At 41.5% G+C, this 16,393-nt stretch carries 18 protein-coding genes and 2 pseudogenes; 14 read left to right on the top strand and 6 right to left on the bottom strand.

From position 1 onward, the window contains the following. The first annotated feature begins 42 nt into the window (after positions 1–42). The 6 genes and pseudogenes from tnpC (at position 43) to GFC30_RS10680 (ending at position 4,172) form a co-directional block, all read left to right on the top strand. Positions 43–1,593, top strand: coding sequence for an IS66 family transposase (tnpC, locus tag GFC30_RS10700; RefSeq protein ID WP_148660354.1), 1,551 nt, complete (start codon positions 43–45; stop codon positions 1,591–1,593). A 174-nt stretch (positions 1,594–1,767) separates the two neighbouring features. Then, complete coding sequence (locus GFC30_RS17080) at positions 1,768–1,947, top strand: hypothetical protein (protein WP_066325318.1); 180 nt, start codon at positions 1,768–1,770, stop codon at positions 1,945–1,947. Between the two features lie 19 nt (positions 1,948–1,966). Beyond that, positions 1,967–2,452, top strand: a complete 486-nt coding sequence (locus GFC30_RS10690; protein WP_238583495.1) for a ribonucleoside-triphosphate reductase — start codon at positions 1,967–1,969, stop codon at positions 2,450–2,452. A gap of 260 nt (positions 2,453–2,712) precedes the next feature. After that, positions 2,713–3,204, top strand: coding sequence for an IS3 family transposase (locus GFC30_RS10685; RefSeq protein ID WP_148660385.1), 492 nt, complete (start codon positions 2,713–2,715; stop codon positions 3,202–3,204). Between the two features lie 210 nt (positions 3,205–3,414). Further along, a pseudogene (locus tag GFC30_RS16900) lies at positions 3,415–3,585 on the top strand (IS66 family transposase); the annotation flags it as partial. 257 nt (positions 3,586–3,842) lie between these two features. Further along, entirely contained in the window at positions 3,843–4,172 is a 330-nt protein-coding gene (locus GFC30_RS10680) for a hypothetical protein (RefSeq protein WP_148660384.1), read from the top strand. 880 nt (positions 4,173–5,052) lie between these two features. On the opposite strand, the gene GFC30_RS10665 is transcribed toward GFC30_RS10680, so the two are convergent. The 4 genes from GFC30_RS10665 to GFC30_RS10650 form a co-directional block, all read right to left on the bottom strand. Next, positions 5,053–5,703 carry an amino acid ABC transporter permease gene (locus tag GFC30_RS10665; protein WP_066325311.1) on the bottom strand — a complete coding sequence of 217 codons (651 nt, stop codon included), beginning with the start codon at positions 5,701–5,703 and terminating at the stop codon, positions 5,053–5,055. A gap of 14 nt (positions 5,704–5,717) precedes the next feature. After that, positions 5,718–6,371, bottom strand: a complete 654-nt coding sequence (locus tag GFC30_RS10660; protein ID WP_066325305.1) for an amino acid ABC transporter permease — start codon at positions 6,369–6,371, stop codon at positions 5,718–5,720. A gap of 62 nt (positions 6,372–6,433) precedes the next feature. Then, entirely contained in the window at positions 6,434–7,285 is an 852-nt protein-coding gene (locus tag GFC30_RS10655) for an ABC transporter substrate-binding protein (RefSeq protein WP_066325302.1), read from the bottom strand. Positions 7,286–7,307: 22 nt separating this feature from the next. Further along, positions 7,308–8,036, bottom strand: coding sequence for an amino acid ABC transporter ATP-binding protein (locus GFC30_RS10650; protein WP_066327326.1), 729 nt, complete (start codon positions 8,034–8,036; stop codon positions 7,308–7,310). A 178-nt stretch (positions 8,037–8,214) separates the two neighbouring features. On the opposite strand from GFC30_RS10650, the gene GFC30_RS10645 reads away from it, so the two are divergent. The 5 genes and pseudogenes from GFC30_RS10645 to GFC30_RS10625 all read left to right on the top strand — a co-directional run bounded on the left by GFC30_RS10645 (position 8,215) and on the right by GFC30_RS10625 (position 10,708). Continuing rightward, complete coding sequence (locus GFC30_RS10645) at positions 8,215–8,457, top strand: DUF1450 domain-containing protein (protein WP_066325299.1); 243 nt, start codon at positions 8,215–8,217, stop codon at positions 8,455–8,457. A 14-nt stretch (positions 8,458–8,471) separates the two neighbouring features. Beyond that, positions 8,472–8,794, top strand: a pseudogene (locus GFC30_RS10640) (YnfA family protein). A 155-nt stretch (positions 8,795–8,949) separates the two neighbouring features. Next, entirely contained in the window at positions 8,950–9,342 is a 393-nt protein-coding gene (locus GFC30_RS10635) for a mannosyltransferase YkcB-related protein (protein ID WP_066325298.1), read from the top strand. 12 nt (positions 9,343–9,354) lie between these two features. Next, a complete protein-coding gene (locus GFC30_RS10630; RefSeq protein ID WP_066325297.1) occupies positions 9,355–10,314 on the top strand; it encodes a glycosyltransferase family 2 protein in 960 nt (319 codons plus the stop codon). After that, positions 10,304–10,708 (top strand): GtrA family protein, encoded by a 405-nt coding sequence (locus tag GFC30_RS10625; protein WP_066325289.1) that lies wholly within the window; start codon positions 10,304–10,306, stop codon positions 10,706–10,708. Before GFC30_RS10630 ends, GFC30_RS10625 begins: the two co-directional genes overlap by 11 nt. 203 nt (positions 10,709–10,911) lie before the next feature. On the opposite strand, the gene GFC30_RS10615 is transcribed toward GFC30_RS10625, so the two are convergent. Further along, entirely contained in the window at positions 10,912–11,223 is a 312-nt protein-coding gene (locus GFC30_RS10615) for a hypothetical protein (RefSeq protein WP_066325287.1), read from the bottom strand. 251 nt (positions 11,224–11,474) lie between these two features. On the opposite strand from GFC30_RS10615, the gene GFC30_RS10610 reads away from it, so the two are divergent. Then, entirely contained in the window at positions 11,475–12,293 is an 819-nt protein-coding gene (locus GFC30_RS10610) for a formate/nitrite transporter family protein (protein ID WP_066325284.1), read from the top strand. A 136-nt stretch (positions 12,294–12,429) separates the two neighbouring features. Beyond that, on the top strand, positions 12,430–13,800 hold the full coding sequence (locus GFC30_RS10605) for a methyl-accepting chemotaxis protein (RefSeq protein WP_066325283.1): 1,371 nt from the start codon (positions 12,430–12,432) through the stop codon (positions 13,798–13,800). 33 nt (positions 13,801–13,833) lie between these two features. On the opposite strand, the gene pdxR is transcribed toward GFC30_RS10605, so the two are convergent. Continuing rightward, the gene (pdxR, locus tag GFC30_RS10600) at positions 13,834–15,300 is read right to left on the bottom strand and encodes a MocR-like pyridoxine biosynthesis transcription factor PdxR (RefSeq protein WP_066325282.1); all 1,467 of its coding nucleotides are present in this window, start codon (positions 15,298–15,300) and stop codon (positions 13,834–13,836) included. Between the two features lie 84 nt (positions 15,301–15,384). Between pdxR and GFC30_RS10595 the strand changes: the two genes are divergently transcribed. Beyond that, on the top strand, positions 15,385–16,299 hold the full coding sequence (locus GFC30_RS10595) for a DMT family transporter (protein ID WP_084256303.1): 915 nt from the start codon (positions 15,385–15,387) through the stop codon (positions 16,297–16,299). Positions 16,300–16,393 lie beyond the last annotated feature (94 nt).

Genomic DNA, 16,393 nt, shown 5'->3' with positions numbered 1-16,393 from the left:
CATTCCAATCTTACAACTGAAGATCTCCTCCAACGCTTGGAAATGCTAGAAAAGCAAAATGCAGAATTACAGGCGAAACTAAAAAAGCAACAGGAGTTGGAAGCGAAAGTAAAATGGTATGAAGAACAGCTTCGCCTTCTGCAGCACAAACGCTTTGGCGTTTCAAGTGAAAAAATCCATCCTGGTCAATTGGAACTATTCAACGAGGTAGAAAACGAATCGAACCTTGAGTTGCCGGAACCTACGTTGGAGTCCATTCGTTATCAGCGCCGTCGGAAAACACGCGGTCACCGCGAAGCGATGCTGGAAAACCTGCCGGTCGAAACGGTCGAATACCGTTTATCCGATGAAGAGCAGGTCTGTTCGTGTTGCGGTGGAACGCTACATGAAATGAGTACGGAAGTACGCCAAGAACTTGTCTATATTCCTGCGGAATTAAAAGTAGTGAAACACGTGCAATATGTCTATTCTTGTCGCCATTGTGAGCACCATGAGATCGAAACACCTATTCAAACAGCGCCTAGACCGAAATCCGTCATTCCGGGCAGTCTTGCCTCTCCTTCTATTTTGGCACATATTATGACGCAAAAATATGTAGAGGGACTCCCGTTATATCGCCAAGAAAAACAGTTTCAACGAATGGGCATGCCTCTTTCTCGACAAACCTTTGCCAATTGGATGGTAAAAGGAGCGGAACGATGGCTGAGTGTGCTGTATCATCGGATGCACGAACATCTTCTGGAGCTGGATATTATTCATGCCGATGAAACCACCCTTCAGGTTCTTCAGGAACCTGGAAGACCGGCTACTTCTACCTCCTATTTATGGCAGTATCAGACAGGAATAGAAGGGCCGCCTATCATCCTTTATGATTATCAGGAAACGAGAGCAGGGGAAAACCCAAAGAATTTCCTGAACGGTTTTCAAGGCTATTTGCAGGTGGATGGATACGCAGGATACCATCAAGTGCCAAACGTAACCTTGGTTGGTTGTTGGGCTCATGCGCGTAGAGGATTTACAGACGCCCTAAAATCCATGCCTGCCAATAGCGTGGCACCAGTGACCGCAACGGAAGGTCTGAATTTCTGTAATCAGCTGTTTGCGGTGGAACGTAAATTAAAAAAATTAGATCCTAAAGATCGGTATGAAGAACGTCTAAAGCAAAGCAAGCCTATCTTAGACGCTTTTTTGTCATGGCTGCAAAAGCAAAAACAGCACGTGTTGCCAAAGAGCGCATTAGGAAAAGCCGTTGCGTATTGTCTGAACCAATGGGATAAATTAGTGGCCTTTTTAGAGGATGGGCGACTGGAGATCGATAATAATCGCAGCGAACGCTCGATCAAATCGGTGGTCATCGGAAGGAAAAATTGGCTTTTCGCTAATACACCACAAGGTGCACGGGCAAGTGCCATCATCTACAGCATAGTGGAGACAGCGAAAGCGAATCAATTACATCCATATTATTACCTTCGCTATCTTTTTGAGAAGCTTCCCAATATGGATTTGTCAGACAAGAACGCATTGGATCAAATGCTTCCTTGGTCAACCACACTCCCTGTTTCATGTATTGCTTTTCAGCAGCTAACTAAATAATACCTCAAGCCCCGGCCTTCAAAAAGGTGGGGGCTATTTGACGTTTACAAATATAATAGCAGAGCTATTTTAATGGAAGGGAACTCTAAAGAAGGTTGGAAGCACATTGTTTAAGGGCATATAATAGGAAAGACATTGTTTCCGAAACATATGGGTGAAGGGGAAATTAAAAACTTGATAATGGAGAGTGTAGAAAAAGGGAAGATTCGGACAAAACATCCAGATGGGACAATGGAATATGTATATAATCCCAATAAATATGGTATTAGTGAAATGATTACCGTTGTGAGCAAGGATGGAATCATTCGAACCTCCTATCCAATAAAAGGGAGCAGCGCAGTTACGAAAAAGTAAAAATTGAGGAGAATATATTATGGGTATCAAAATTTTATTAGAAGACTGGGAAGAAGATTGGAGAGAAACACTCAAAAGTGAAAATCTCAATAGTTTTTTTAGTTGTGAAATGTATATGACTGTTCATAATGGTATCGAACAAATGACGATCAATATCGCAACCCTTTATGGCACAGCTTTGCTAAGTATGGCTACTGGTATTATGGATATGATAGTCAATAAAGAGAATAAGCCGTTCCGCATCTCTGGATTTGGTTCTATTTATGATTATTTTTTCATAATGAAAGGACATCAAATTAAAATCGAAGCCGTAAATGTTACAAATGATAAGGTAGAATCCTTTCTTTTTTATGATAAAATAAAATTCGCTCATGATTTTGTGAAAGCACTGAAAAACCATTTACGGGAGATTGCGCAAATTAACATCCGAATTAAGGGACAAGAAACATATAAGCTTCTAGAACAAAAAATGTATACTCTCAATTCCGTGCTCGAGAGTTATTAATGAGATTTTGTTAGGTCTTCGTGGAAACAATAGAACGAACCTCCGTAAGCGCTCATCAACCTGAACAGCTAATGTGTATGTATACATTTGTATCAGTACAACCGCCATTCAACGCTTATGTCTACTTATAAAAACATTAAAGATGAAAAGTTTCGGTAACCCATGGTGCTAGATAAAATCGAGTAAGCATAAAAATAGCCCTTGCCTGCGGATCTCCTGTAGAATGAAAGTACCATCCAACATTCGAAAGGAGAATCCCCATGCAAGAGCACTTTCATTTTACTACAGATCAAGCGAACATTCAAAAACAATATGCGGCCATTTTCTTCTTTGTTTCTGCCGTTATGGATTTACACAACAATGAAATTATCGGGCATCAGATTTCATCAACACACGATGTTCAACTTGTGGAAGATTCACTATTATATGCATTAGAAATCAGACACATCAAGGATTCCTTAATTCTTCATTCAGATCAAGGAATGCCCTATCGATCAACAAGATGGAAAACGCTGATGGATACATTTTCGATTACACCAAGCATGTCGAGAAAAGCGAATGCGCTTGATAACGCATGCATAGAAAGCTTTTTCTCCTATCTCAAAACAGAGATGGAGCAGGATTTGCAACATACGAAAAGTGTGGAACAGGCAACGCAGCTCATTCATGATTACATTCGCTATTACAACCACCAACGTATACAAGGTGTTCTTCATTATCAAACACCGACTCAATATGCAAAGGCTAGTTAACAACGATCACAAGTGGGCTACATTTCCTCCTTCTCGTCTTACCTATCTCTCCTCAGAACTCCGTGGGGCTGTCAAGTGCTTTCCTTGACAGTTCCAAGGGGTTCTGAGACACTGAGAAAAAGACGAGAAAAGGAAAGGAACCAGAGCTTTATCTCTCTGATTCCTTCACGTTAACTGAATTTATACTGTCTACTTTTCGGATCGCAATGCAAAGTCAAACAAAAAATTTCTGAAACGTTTCGTCAGGAAGACGATGCCGAGGCTTTCTGTGTCATTCGCAGCGTCATTTCCACCCTGCAAAAACATGAGAAACCGATCTGGGAATCGTTGAGAAGGCTTCTAAACGGAGAATCCCTCCAAACGATTCTCCACTTCTCTTAGGGCATTTTCGATATCGGAGATGCCCTATTGGTGCTAGATTGTGAAAATCTCGCTAGTATTGGGCTGAATGGATACTTTTCGTGGTTTACATCGACTAAATCTATAATATTGGTTAAGATGGTTTGAGGGAGGAAACTACATGAAGACATTCAAACTCGCTATCTTTGTATTATTTTTATTTATAGTAGTAGGTTGCTCAGGAGAACAAACAAACCCAAAGGAACAGGGGACAAAGCTAATGAACGAGTATAAAAAAAATGCAGGAAAAGGCTACAAATATTTTAAAGGAAAACAAAAATGCTGATATCATGGCACATAACCTCTCTATTTATATGAATGCAAAAGATATAGGGCAAACAGATCATCTTAATATAAAAACTGGACAAAAACTTTTTGAAATTCGCTCAACCTATAAAGAAGGAGAACCTTTTGAAGATGGGATGGCAACAAAGCTACCTCCTAGAACCGAAGTTTATCTTCCTGAAGAAGAGCAAGAACGTTCCATTTTAATAGCTGTTGTAAACGGAAAAGAGAAAGTATATTTTGAGATATTTAATTCAGTGAACGATGGTTATATGGGTAACTAAGTACCATCATAAGAATGTGCAGGGAGCAAATTACTGAACATTTCACATACAAGGAGATGCTTTATGAATCCTTTGAAACAAACAGGAAGCAAGACGATTATTTATAGTTCTCTATGTGTATTTGTTATCTTGTTCATTTATGCGATTAGCGCGTTAATTATTGGTCCAAATATAATGAATACCTGGTTTGCTACTATATCTAGGGGTTTGGTTGCGATTATGTTTGGAGCGGTTTTTCTTAAGAAAACAAAAGGGGAAATGGATAAAAAAATTCGTTTTTTTAGAGTGTTTATTTGGACATGCACTTCTTTCATCATTTTATGCATCTTATTTGTCGTATTCCTGTATTTAGTTTTTTAACGTTTCGTCGGTATTAAACGGAATACCTAGTGATAATTAGGCAAATGCCATTCGCGAAGCTTTCATCAATTACATTGAAGAACATTCTAAAAAAGAGAAAAAATGAATTTCTGGAATTGAAAAGGTGAGATCATGGGGAGATTAGGATCGGATGAGAGTTTAAATAAAGCTATGATATATGTTACTTTGACTTTGTCCTTAATTTTTTTTAGCTATGCCATAGTCACCTTTATCGTCAATAATTATTCTGAACGAACAATGTTACTTGCGATATTCAGAGGAGGTATAGGAGCTTTTTTTGGTTATTTCTTTCTGAGGATAACAAAAAATAAATTAGGAAAACAATTACGAATTTTTCGAGTAGTAATTTGGATGTTTACTATTCTCACTACTCTGTACTTTTTGTTTGTTATATACCTGTATATTGTTTTTTGACATGTTATTTGTCTGAAAAAATACAAGTCTCATCGCTTCCAAAATTTTTTGTATATTTAAGGAAGTGATGAGACTTTTTATGTTTTTATATATGCTTATGTTCCAGTCTTCGCGAAACGAGCGAAAGGGAATAGTTGACGACAAAGTACATGACGGCAACTAATAGGAAAATTGGAATGACGTAGTTGACGTTTTGGCCGTTAATAATTTGCGCATGGTTCATTAATTCTGGCAAGGCGATGACGACAGCAAGCGATGTATCTTTCAAAAGCGAAATAAACTGCCCGACAATCGGTGGGACCATACGGCGCAACGCTTGCGGCAGAACAATATGCCATAGCGTTTGCGTATAGGTGAGTCCCGATGACCGTGCGGCTTCGATTTGTCCTTTTTCAATCGAGTTCAGCCCGCTTCGCACAATTTCTGATAGCATCGCCGATTCAAAGATAACGAGCGCTAAAATCGCGGCATAAAATTTATCGAGTTTGAATCCTACTTCTGGAAGAGCAAAGTAAGTAAAGAAAATAATCAACAACAACGGCAGATTACGAATCGTCTCCACCCCGACCGCAAGTAGCGGAGAAAGAAAAGGAATGCGGCTGTAGCGTAGCACGCCGATAATAATACCAATGAGAAAGCTCGAGAAAATCGAGAGAAAAGCAACTTCCAGTGTCACAACAAACCCTTCCAATAAAAATTTCAAATGAGCGGGAGCATATGCACCGACAAAATCCATTTCTCACTCCACCTTTACCGACTTTTTGCTAGGCGGCGTTCTAATGCGCCAACGCCTAAACTTAATGCAATTGTTAAAAGTAGATAAAATAAGGCAACGAAAATATACACATCAAATGTGACAAACGTCTCTGACGAAATTAAGTCACCGAAATACATTAAATCAAGCCCAGCGATGACCCCGAGAACTGATGAGTTTTTTACAAGGTTAATAAATTGATTGCCCATTGGCGGAATGACGATTTTTACTGCTTGCGGCAAAATGATATACCACATCGCCTGCAAATACGTCAGCCCCGATGATCTGGCCGCTTCCATTTGTCCTTTTGGAACAGAAAGAATGCCAGCGCGAATGACTTCAGCAATAAACGCCGCGGTATAAACGGTTAACCCTAACGTGCCGGCGGTAAATGAATCAAAACGAATCCCAATTGCAGGCAACCCGACAAAAAAGACGAATACAATTAAAATAAGCGGGATGTTGCGAATAAATTCGACATAGGCAGCGCCAATCCAGTTTAATGGGCGAATGGGTGCGATGCGAAAAACGGCCATTACTGTTCCGATCGCTAAACTGCCGATTAACGCGAGGACACTCGCCTTTAATGTATTGGCAAACCCTTGCATATACATATCCCAATGTTCGATAAGAATCGAATAGTTGAGCATCTTGGTGCCTCCTTTGCGCTTAACAAGAGATGAGCGGATATTTTCCGCTCATCGTCATCACATTATTGTTTCGGCTTTTCGCCGATCCATTTTTCGTAAATTTTATCGTATTCACCGTTTGCTTTAATTTCTTTTAAATATTCGTTAATGACGTCTAACAATTCTTTATCGCCTTTGCGAACCGCAATTCCATATGGTTCTTCAGAGAACGTTTCATCGACAACGCGGAAGTTTGGATCTTGTTTTGCCATTCCGAACAATAACGCATTGTCTGTTGTGAGCGCATCGCCTTGTCCTGCTTTCAGCGCCGTAAACGCTTCGGCGTAGTTTTCAAATTCTAGCACAGTTGCTTCTGGCGCTTTCGCCCGAATGTTTTGCGCGGAAGTAGAGCCTTTTGCTGTTAACACCGTGATGCCTTTTTTGTTGACGTCTTTTACGCTGTTAATGTTGCTATCTTTTTTGACGAGCAGCGATTGACCCGCCATGAAATAAACATCAGAGAAATCAACTTCTTTTTTCCGTTCTTCCGTGATCGTCATTGTCGCGATGATCGCATCAATTTCGCCGTTATTTAGCATTGGAATGCGCGTTTTTGAAGTGACTTCTTTTAGTTCAATTTTATTTTCATCGCCGAGAATTTTTTTCGCTAATCCTTTGGCGATATCAATGTCAAACCCTTCCACTTCACCAGTTTGCGGATTTTTTAAGCCAAAAAGGTTGAGGTCGTATTTGACGCCGACGACTAATTTGCCGCGCTCTTTAATTTTGTCTAACGTTGTTTCTGCTGCTTGTTCTTTTTTGTTGTCCGTTTTGTTTTCTGTTGTTGTTTCGCTGCTGCAGCCGACTAGGGCAGTGGCGCTGAGCATGGCGATAAGCCCAAGCCCAATCATTTTTTTCCAAACCGTTTTGAACATGAAAAATTTCCCCCTTTAATTTTTAGTGATTTAAAATCCGGCTAAGAAACAGGCGCGCCCGTTCTTCGCGCGGATTGGCAAAAAACTGTTCTGGTGGTGCTTCTTCCAAAATTCTCCCTTGATCCATAAAGACGATGCGATCAGCGACTTCTCGTGCAAATCCCATTTCGTGCGTGACAACGACCATGGTCATCCCTTCTCTTGCAAGCGTTTTCATAACGTCGAGCACTTCGCCGATTGTTTCTGGGTCAAGCGCCGATGTCGGTTCATCAAACAGCATAATTTTCGGTTTCATAGCCAGTCCTCTAGCGATGGCGACGCGCTGTTGTTGCCCACCAGATAATGCTGTCGGGTAGGCGTTTGCCTTATCGGGAATGCCGACTTTTTCTAAATAGTACATGGCCGTTTCTTTTGCTTCTTGTTCTGATACACCAAGCACTTTCATCGGTGCAAGCGTAATGTTTTGCAAGACGGTTTTATGCGGATATAAGTTAAAATGTTGAAAAACCATGCCGATATTACGGCGCAGTTTATTAATATCGGTGTTTTTATCGTTCACTTTCACGCCATCGACAACGAGTTCGCCGCTTGTGATCGTTTCAAGGCGGTTAATGCAGCGAACTAACGTACTTTTTCCAGAACCAGACGGACCGATAATGACGACGACTTCGCCTTGTTCGATGGTGAGATTAATATCCTTTAAGACGTGAAAGTCTCCATAATGCTTATTCACTTGGTGAAAATAAATCAACATGCCCCCTCCTTTCTATTTTTCTACTATTTTTTCTTTTCTGAATTAAATGTAAAAGCAGTCTACGGAAATCTACAAAAAACAACAAGAAAACAACGAAAATTTTTTCCGCGATGGTCGGTTGTTTATGATACAATGAAAATGATAATTCTTATCATCAAGAAGAGAGGTTAGCATCATGATAAACGTTTGTTTTTGCAAGAAAAATAAGCATGAAACGAAAAAGTTATATAAATTTTTGAAACAGACATATACAATAAAAGTGAAGCGAAAAGGGTGTTTAGGGAAATGCAAAACGTGTAAAAAAGGGCCATTTGCGCTTATCGATGGAGAAATGGTGAAAGGCAATACAGTCGATGAACTGTTTTGTGAAGTAACCTATCGCCTAGCGAAAGACTGGTGGGAATTTCGTCGGAAATAAGGAGATGCGTCCGGATGATAGCATTTATGTTGTTCCTTTTAGCAGGGTTTGCCGAAATTGGCGGCGCGTATTTGATTTGGCTTTGGCTGCGCGAGTCCAAACCGGTTTGGTACGGAGTGATTGGGGGAGTGATCTTGGTCGCGTACGGAATCATTCCGACGTTGCAACAGTTCCCGTCGTTTGGTCGGGTGTATGCGGCATACGGTGGGGTTTTTGTCGTTTTATCCGTGTTATGGGGATGGGAATTGACCGCAAAACCCCTGATCTATACGACTCGATCGGCTCCGCCGTATGCCTAGTTGGCGTGTTGATTATTTTGTGGGGGCCGAGGAATTAAAGGCTGTTTCAAAAGGTATAACTTGATGAAACTGTTTTGTGCGTATATATGGTGATAAGAAAGGGTGTCCCGTTCCTTTGGGGACATTCTTTTTATTTTCACTTAATTTTCATCTAACAATTGTATGATGGAACTAGTGGATAAGGGAGAAAACTTTGATAAATGGAGGAAGAAATGAAGCGAGTGAGCAGCTCATTCAATATTTAAAAAAGAACTACAATGGGGAAACTTATTTAGTAGCAACTTTTCGGGCTACCGAAGCGGCACAATTCATGTTAAAAACCGATAAAGTCGTCATGGCGGTGGGAGGATTTTCTGGAAAAGACCCATCGCTGACGACCGAAAAATTAGAGAAACTAGTGAAAAACGGAGAAGTAAAATATTTTCTTGTTTCTGGATTTGGCGGCGGCCAAAGCAATAACGAAATTGTCGAGTGGATTCAAACGCATTGCAAAGAAGTGACGCAAGCCGAATGGAATCAATCGACAGACACACAACAGCCGTTTGCAAGAGACGGTGCGGAAAAGCTGTACAAATACGAGGGATAGGAGGAGAGGAACGTGGTAAAATATTCAATCGTGATTCCTGTCTATAACGAAGCGCTTGTGATTCGTGAAACGTACAACCGGATAAAGAGGGTCATGGAACAAACAGACGAACCGTATGAGCTATTATTTGTAAATGATGGAAGTAAAGACGAAACACTTGATATATTGAAAGAGCTCGCGGTGAGAGATGATACAGTGAAATATTTGGATTTTTCCCGCAAATTTGGTCATCAAATCGCCATTACCGCTGGAATGGACTATGCTTCTGGAAAAGCGATTATCATTATTGACGCGGACTTGCAAGACCCGCCAGAGTTAATGTTAGACATGATTGAAAAATGGAAAGAAGGCTATGACGTCGTCTATGCGAAACGAACGACGCGAAAAGGAGAAACGTTCTTTAAAAAAGCGACCGCCTATGCTTTTTATCGGTTACTACGGACAGCGACAGAAATTGACATTCCACTTGGTACGGGCGATTTTCGGTTAATTGACCGAAAAGTGCGAGACCAGTTAGTAGGAATGAGAGAACGAAGCCGGTTCGTGCGCGGGCTTGTCAGTTGGGTTGGCTTTAAACAAACGGCGATTGAATATGAACGCGACGAGCGGTTGGGAGGGAAGAAATATCCGCTCAAAAAAATGATCCGGTTTTCGCTTGACGGCATTACGTCTTTTTCATATAAACCGTTAAAGTTAGCTAGTTTGTTAGGATTTTTGCTTTCGTTTGTGAGTGCCATTTGGATGATAGTTGTCCTATATTTAAAATTGTTTACCCATTCTACTGTCACGGGCTGGTCGTCTCTCGCTATGGCCGTTCTCTTTTTCAATGGTGTCGTACTCATGATGCTTGGCGTCATCGGTGAGTATATCGGGCGCATTTACGATGAAGTCAAACAGCGCCCACTCTATATCTTAAAAGAAGGTTGGGGCGTCGGTTATGAGAAAGAAAAGATGCCGTATTATGTGGAATGAGGGAGCTACACTTGTTCGCTTTGTCATTGTTGGGATAGGAAATACGCTAGTGGATTTCGGCGTGTTTTTCCTGCTCACTTCGATTGGAGTGCCGTACGTTTGGGCACAATTATGTTCCTATAGCGCAGGTGCCATCAATAGCTATGTATGGAATCGAATATGGACGTTTCGTGTGCAAGAAAAAGCGCTGGTACAGCAATTTTTTCAATTTATTATCCTTAACCTGCTGTCGTTAGGCACGACGGTTGTTTTGCTGCAACTATTACAATTAACTGGGCTGTCGCTATTTATGAGTAAAGTGACGGTGACGATTGCAGGAATGGCTATTAATTTCATAGGAAGCCGTTTTTGGGTATTTTCCTCATCGGTACATGAAAGAGGGGGAGAGCGGTGAATACTGTTCGGAAAAGAACATATGTCGTTGAAACGAATCGGTTTTGTATCAGTAATGTAGCAACGTTTTGGAAAGAAAGTGAGGAAGCTGGCTGGCAACGCCTTGAGATTCGGAAACCATCTGTATGCTTTGAGGAAAGAAAACAAGCACAACGAAACGACTTTACTCCCACCTTCGGTTAAGAGGTGGGAGATTTTTTGTAGCTACGATCGATTATTAGTGGGTATTTTTGGTTTCTCGGCAATTTCTTTCGACAATTCCACTGCCGCTAAGCTTGGACGTCTCATTCGCCGATTCATAAATCCATTGATGGTACGCATCGCTCGGCGAATTGGGCGTTTGAAAGTGGATTGCGCCATTTGCTGTCTTCGCCAGTTAAAGGCAGTGGTTGCGGCAATTCCTAAACCGAAACTAATGAGCGACCAAAGCATTCCGCGGCTATTTCGTTGTCCAGTCAGGCGTAGCCATTGATTCCAAAGCGTGCGATTACGTCCGAACATAAATAGACGCAACATAATGTCCCCTCCTAAAAATTAAGTTGAACATTTTTAATGTGCGTGAATGTATATAAAACATACATGGAAAAGAATAGTGAGAACAATAACGGGAGAATTTGCAACAATTATTTTTTTGAAAAACGATTACAAAAGAAAAATGGTGACAGTTATTTTAACATTTCTTTCTTGTTGTTGAAAAACAGCAAAAGAAGGAGTAAGTTATATGTGAAAAAAATCACAAAATAAACGGAAAGAGAAGTGTCAGGAAAATGGAAGCAGTGAAAAAATGCAAAGAATTAGCGCTGAAAAAGCGTGCTATTTTAGAACGCTCCCTTACACAATATATGATGCGAGCTGCCTTAGCTGGGGTGTATATCGGGTTCGCGCTCGTCCTTTGCTTAAGGATCGGGGATTTTTTTCATGAAGCGAATTCGCCTGCGACATATTTAGTTATGGGGCTATTTTTCGGCATTGCCCTTGTGCTTATTATGTACGGTGAAGCAGAATTGTTTACAGGGAATACGATGTATTTTACGATTAGTACAATCCAGAAAGAAACGACGGTAAAAGACACCATTCGCAATTGGCTCGCTTGTTATAGCGGCAATTTGTTAGGCGCCATCTTTTTCGCGTTCCTTATTTCTCAGTCCGGCGTATTCGATCATATTTCAGAAGACCATGTCTTGTTTGCGGTGGCGGCGAAAAAAATACATGCCACAACTACGCAGCTTTTTATTAAAGGAATTCTTTGTAACTGGCTCGTTTGTTTAGCGATTTTTATCCCGATGCAAATGAAAGAAGATATCGCGAAAGTGATTTCGATGATTCTCATCGTCTTTATCTTTTTCGCCTCCGGATATGAGCACTCGATCGCGAACTTTGTGTTATTTTCCATTGCGTTAGCTGTCCCGCATCCAGCAACGATTGATTTGGCGGGAGTGATTCACAACATTCTTCCAGTGACATTTGGTAACATTGTCGGCGGAGCATTATTTATGGGAGCGTTGTATACGTATTTAACAGCACGCAAAAACACTGATGAACCGACGAAATCCGTACTTCACTATGCATTTCAACAACGGAAATGATTGAATAAATAAACAGCTTGCCTGCCAAAAGAAGCGGCAGGCATTTTTATGTAAAAAATATTCAGAAAAACGTTCTTTCTTTTTGAAATTAATGTTATAATCACGTAAAAAAATATTACGTGGAAGGTGAGATTTTATGTTTTTGTTGAAATGGCGAACGAAATATAAGGAAGAGCAAGTGGAAGTTTCGTTAGCTAACGAGCAATTGCTCGGACAAATTGAAGTAGCGGCTGACCAACTAAAAGCAGTAATTGAACAAATGAAACTTGCGGCAAATTCATTAAACGACATATCGACGTCAAGCAAATCGAGTACGACAGAGTTGACGAAACACCTTGAAAAGACAATGGATTATACGTTGCGCGTATCGGAAAAAATGAAAATGATCGCTTCGTCTGCATTAAAAGTATCCGCCGCTTCCCAGCAAATTCATTCGAGCAGCCAATTGTTTTATGAAGAGCTGATCCACTCGTGGAATTCGCTAAAAAAATTGCAGGCGGAAATGGATGAGTTGCGCAAAAGTCATCATGTGTTGTTAAAGCAAATGGAAAGCTTAGTCAATCAATCGCAAGAAATTAACCAAATTCTTTCAGCGATCGGCGCCATTTCGCAACAAACAAGCATCCTTGCCTTAAATGCGAATATTGAATCGGCACGAGCAGGCGAACACGGCAAGGGGTTTTCGGTCGTAGCGAATGAAGTAGGGAACTTGGCAAGCCAAACATCGAAAGCGGTCGAACAGACGCGCGACATTTTGTCATCGATTCAAAATGAAATTGCGGCGACAACGGACATGGTGAAAACGGAAACGGCACAAATTGAAAGTGGATCACAAGAAGTGATGAGCGTGCTACAAATTTTGGATTCTTTTAAGGAAAAGCTAAGCAATATTACAGCGATGGTGTTTGACTCGACGCAAGCAGCCGATGCACAAACGGCGAGCGTACAAGAAATTGCGGCGTGGCTCGAGCAGATTACAGCGATGGCGACTAAAAACAAAGAGCACGCCTATAAGGTAGAGCGGGATATGGATCGTCAACATCGAAACGTCGAACAAATGATGGATATCAACAAAGCATTAGAAAAAACATCGAATGAATTGCAAAGCATGGTGAAAACGGACGTAACGGCAGCTGTTTCGCTAGATGAAACAATGATTGAACAAACGAAAACAAGCATTGCCTTGCTTCTTGAATCTTGTCCATTATATGAAATGAACAAACAGCAGCACGAAAAATATCTTAGTGAATTTTTACGATCCAACGCCAATATTGAAGCGGTTTGGTCTAATCATTTAGACGGAACGTTCGTTTATTCCAATCCGCCGGCAGGGCTTGTGAACGCGAAAGCGCGTCCGTGGTTTATCGAAGCGAGCAAAGGCCGGACGTACGTTTCCGACATTTACACATCTGCACTAACGAAACGTCCGTGCTTGACGATCTCCGCTCCGATTTTTCATCGTGACCAAATCGTCGGTGTAGTGGGGGTGGATTTATCCGCTTTATAAAAACCCCTTGCCTCACACGGCAAGGGGGAGATATTAAAAACTTGGAAATTGTTCGATTTCATTTTTTGTTTGAAGCGTACACAACACGTAGCATAAGCGTTCGATCGCTTGTTTTAATTCATGAATAGGCACTCCAGCAAAACTTAGCCGGATATACTGGTTCGGGACGTGTATCGGAAAACAAGCGCTCCCCGACAGAAAAGAAAGTTCGTGAAGATGAGCTTGTTCTAAAAGCACGTCTGCGTCGACAGGGTGCGGGAGCTTGATCCATAATATGCTTCCGCCATCTGCTCGGCGAAACGTAAGCGATGGCATTTTCTCTTGCAGCAGTTCGACACAACACTTTTCTTGTTGCTTTAGCTGACGGCGCAAATATTGCAAAAATGGATTGAGTTGCTCCGACTGTAGAAGCGATGCGACAATTTTTTGCGGAAGCAACGGGGATCCTAAGTCTGAGATGCTTTTTGCTGCGATTAACTTTTCCAATAATCTCCCTTCGGCAACGAGCGCTCCCATTCGGCAAGCGGGGGATAAAAATTTGCTAAATCCTTTTAAATAAATGACGTGTCCGGACTTGTCAAAGCTTTTGATTGGCGGTGGCGGTGGCGCGTCAAAATAAAGCTCACTCCATGGGTCATCCTCTACAATTAAAAAATGATAGCTTTCGGCAATATCGACAAGCTCTTTTCGCTTTTTCAAGCTAAGGGTTGTTCCTGTAGGGTTTTGGAACGTTGGATTCGTATAAAGCAGTTTTGGGTGGTATTGATCGCAAATTCTCAACAATGTTTTCGTATCGATCCCGTCTTGCTCTACGGGAATCGGAATTATTTGTGCCCCTCGTGCTCTAAAAATATCGATGCTTCCAGGGTAAGTCGGTGCTTCCATTAGAACGACATCATTTGGTCCGACGAACGTTTTTGCCACAAGTTCAATGCCTTGTTGAGTGCCGCTCGTCGCAACAATGTGTTCTGGCGGAACCGACAAATGTTTGGAGCGAAGATAATCGCTCACCGCTTTACGAAATTCCCCATCTCCATTGGCACTGCTATATTGGCTTAATAGTTGCGGCTGCTTTTCAAGGGCGCGCACCGTTGTTTCGCGAATCCAGTCCATATGAAAAAGATCTCCATGCAGACAAGCGGTTGCTAAGTTGTAGCGAATGCTTCGTAGTGGTTGAAAAATGGCAAGCGATTGCGCCCGCGGTACATAATCCGAAACGAGCATTTGCCATTCTGTATCGAAAGGGGCAGGATCGAGCGGCGCTCGTTTTTTGACAAAAATCCCTTTTCCTTGAAAACTTTCGACATATCCTTTTTGTTGCAGCTGTTGATACGCTTTTTGCACGGTCACTAACGCGACTCCTAGCTCTTTTGCCAGTTTCCGGACAGAAGGGAGCTGTTCCCTTTCTTTTAACATATTCGATGAGATCCGGTCGATAAAATATTGGGATATTTGTTCGTGCACCGGAACGTGCGAATGCCGCTTTAAAGCAATGTTCATCTCTTCTCCTCCACTGTTATAGAAAGAGTTTTACTGTTATATATCCATTATAGCATGCTATACATAAACTAACAGGAAAAGGTGATGAGAATGGTTTTATTAGCTTATTTCGTGATGTGTCTTATTTTCGGGACGACGTTTTTAGCGATTAAAATTGGCTTGCAGGAAGGATGGACTCCATATTTTTCTGCCGGTTTCCGCTTTTTTCTCGCCGGCTTTCTTGTCGTTGTCTACGGATTAGTGACGAAACAGTTTGCTTTTCCAACGAAAAAGCAACTCGTCCCGTTTTTGTTGACAGGGTTATGTATGACAGGTATGACATTTGGAACACTGTATTGGGCAGAGCAATATATTCCCTCTAGCTTCGCGGCATTGTTATCAGCGACAGGCCCGCTTTTTGTCACGTTGCTTCATGCGAAAATAGAAAAGAGTAAAATTACTCGCGTTCAGTTTGTTGGACTTGGCTTAGGTTTTTTAGGAATTGTTTTGCTCACCTTTCCGTCGCTTTCGGTACAATTTCACCTCGTTTGGCTACTTGCTTGCGCGGTCGTTATTATCGGGGAAAGTTTTTATGCATTTGCCACCGTTTATTCCAAAAAAGTATTAAAACAAGGCATTTCGTCGCTGATGCTAAACGGTTATCAAATGTTATTTGGCGGACTTTCGCTGCTTATCGTTTCTTTTTTCGTTGAGAAGCCGAACCTTTCCACGATAAACGGCATCGGCTGGCTTTCGCTATTGTATTTAGTTATTATCGGCTCCGTTGTTGGGCATGGGTTGTATTATTGGCTGCTTCAAAAAACAAACCCTTCGTTCCCGGCGACATGGCTATACGTTTCTCCATTTCTCTCACTCGTTCTTGACATCGTTGTCCAGGGCGAAAAAATTCATCTTCTCTCGATGTTGGGCGGCATCGTCATTTTAACAGGCGTGTATGTAATGAATCAGCATATCGTCAAAACCGCTTTTTTAAAAAAAGAAAAAAAGATGGTGTCTTGAAACAGAAGAGGAATTGTTGTATTGGTGGGAGGAATTAGAAGTCTATAACATTGCTATGGAACGCGCTAAATAGTATGGGTGTTTTTTATGTTCG

The organism is Anoxybacillus amylolyticus (genome assembly GCF_001634285.1).
GTDB lineage: Bacteria > Bacillota > Bacilli > Bacillales > Anoxybacillaceae > Anoxybacteroides > Anoxybacteroides amylolyticum.
The sequence above is the reverse complement of the archived record's forward strand: the minus strand, read 5'-3'. Positions and strand labels throughout refer to the sequence as shown.

What these genes read in the sequence shown, in the direction of transcription:
- tnpC (WP_148660354.1), top strand. Translation starts at nt 43, where the DNA reads ATGCTAGAAAAGCAAAATGCAGAATTACAGGCGAAACTAAAAAAGCAA.
- GFC30_RS10690 (WP_238583495.1), top strand. Translation starts at nt 1,967, where the DNA reads ATGGGTATCAAAATTTTATTAGAAGACTGGGAAGAAGATTGGAGAGAA.
- GFC30_RS10685 (WP_148660385.1), top strand. Translation starts at nt 2,713, where the DNA reads ATGCAAGAGCACTTTCATTTTACTACAGATCAAGCGAACATTCAAAAA.
- GFC30_RS10680 (WP_148660384.1), top strand. Translation starts at nt 3,843, where the DNA reads ATGCAGGAAAAGGCTACAAATATTTTAAAGGAAAACAAAAATGCTGAT.
- GFC30_RS10665 (WP_066325311.1), bottom strand. Translation starts at nt 5,703, where the DNA reads ATGGATTTTGTCGGTGCATATGCTCCCGCTCATTTGAAATTTTTATTG.
- GFC30_RS10660 (WP_066325305.1), bottom strand. Translation starts at nt 6,371, where the DNA reads ATGCTCAACTATTCGATTCTTATCGAACATTGGGATATGTATATGCAA.
- GFC30_RS10655 (WP_066325302.1), bottom strand. Translation starts at nt 7,285, where the DNA reads ATGTTCAAAACGGTTTGGAAAAAAATGATTGGGCTTGGGCTTATCGCC.
- GFC30_RS10645 (WP_066325299.1), top strand. Translation starts at nt 8,215, where the DNA reads ATGATAAACGTTTGTTTTTGCAAGAAAAATAAGCATGAAACGAAAAAG.
- GFC30_RS10625 (WP_066325289.1), top strand. Translation starts at nt 10,304, where the DNA reads ATGTGGAATGAGGGAGCTACACTTGTTCGCTTTGTCATTGTTGGGATA.
- GFC30_RS10615 (WP_066325287.1), bottom strand. Translation starts at nt 11,223, where the DNA reads ATGTTGCGTCTATTTATGTTCGGACGTAATCGCACGCTTTGGAATCAA.
- GFC30_RS10610 (WP_066325284.1), top strand. Translation starts at nt 11,475, where the DNA reads ATGGAAGCAGTGAAAAAATGCAAAGAATTAGCGCTGAAAAAGCGTGCT.
- GFC30_RS10605 (WP_066325283.1), top strand. Translation starts at nt 12,430, where the DNA reads ATGTTTTTGTTGAAATGGCGAACGAAATATAAGGAAGAGCAAGTGGAA.
- pdxR (WP_066325282.1), bottom strand. Translation starts at nt 15,300, where the DNA reads ATGAACATTGCTTTAAAGCGGCATTCGCACGTTCCGGTGCACGAACAA.
- GFC30_RS10595 (WP_084256303.1), top strand. Translation starts at nt 15,385, where the DNA reads ATGAGAATGGTTTTATTAGCTTATTTCGTGATGTGTCTTATTTTCGGG.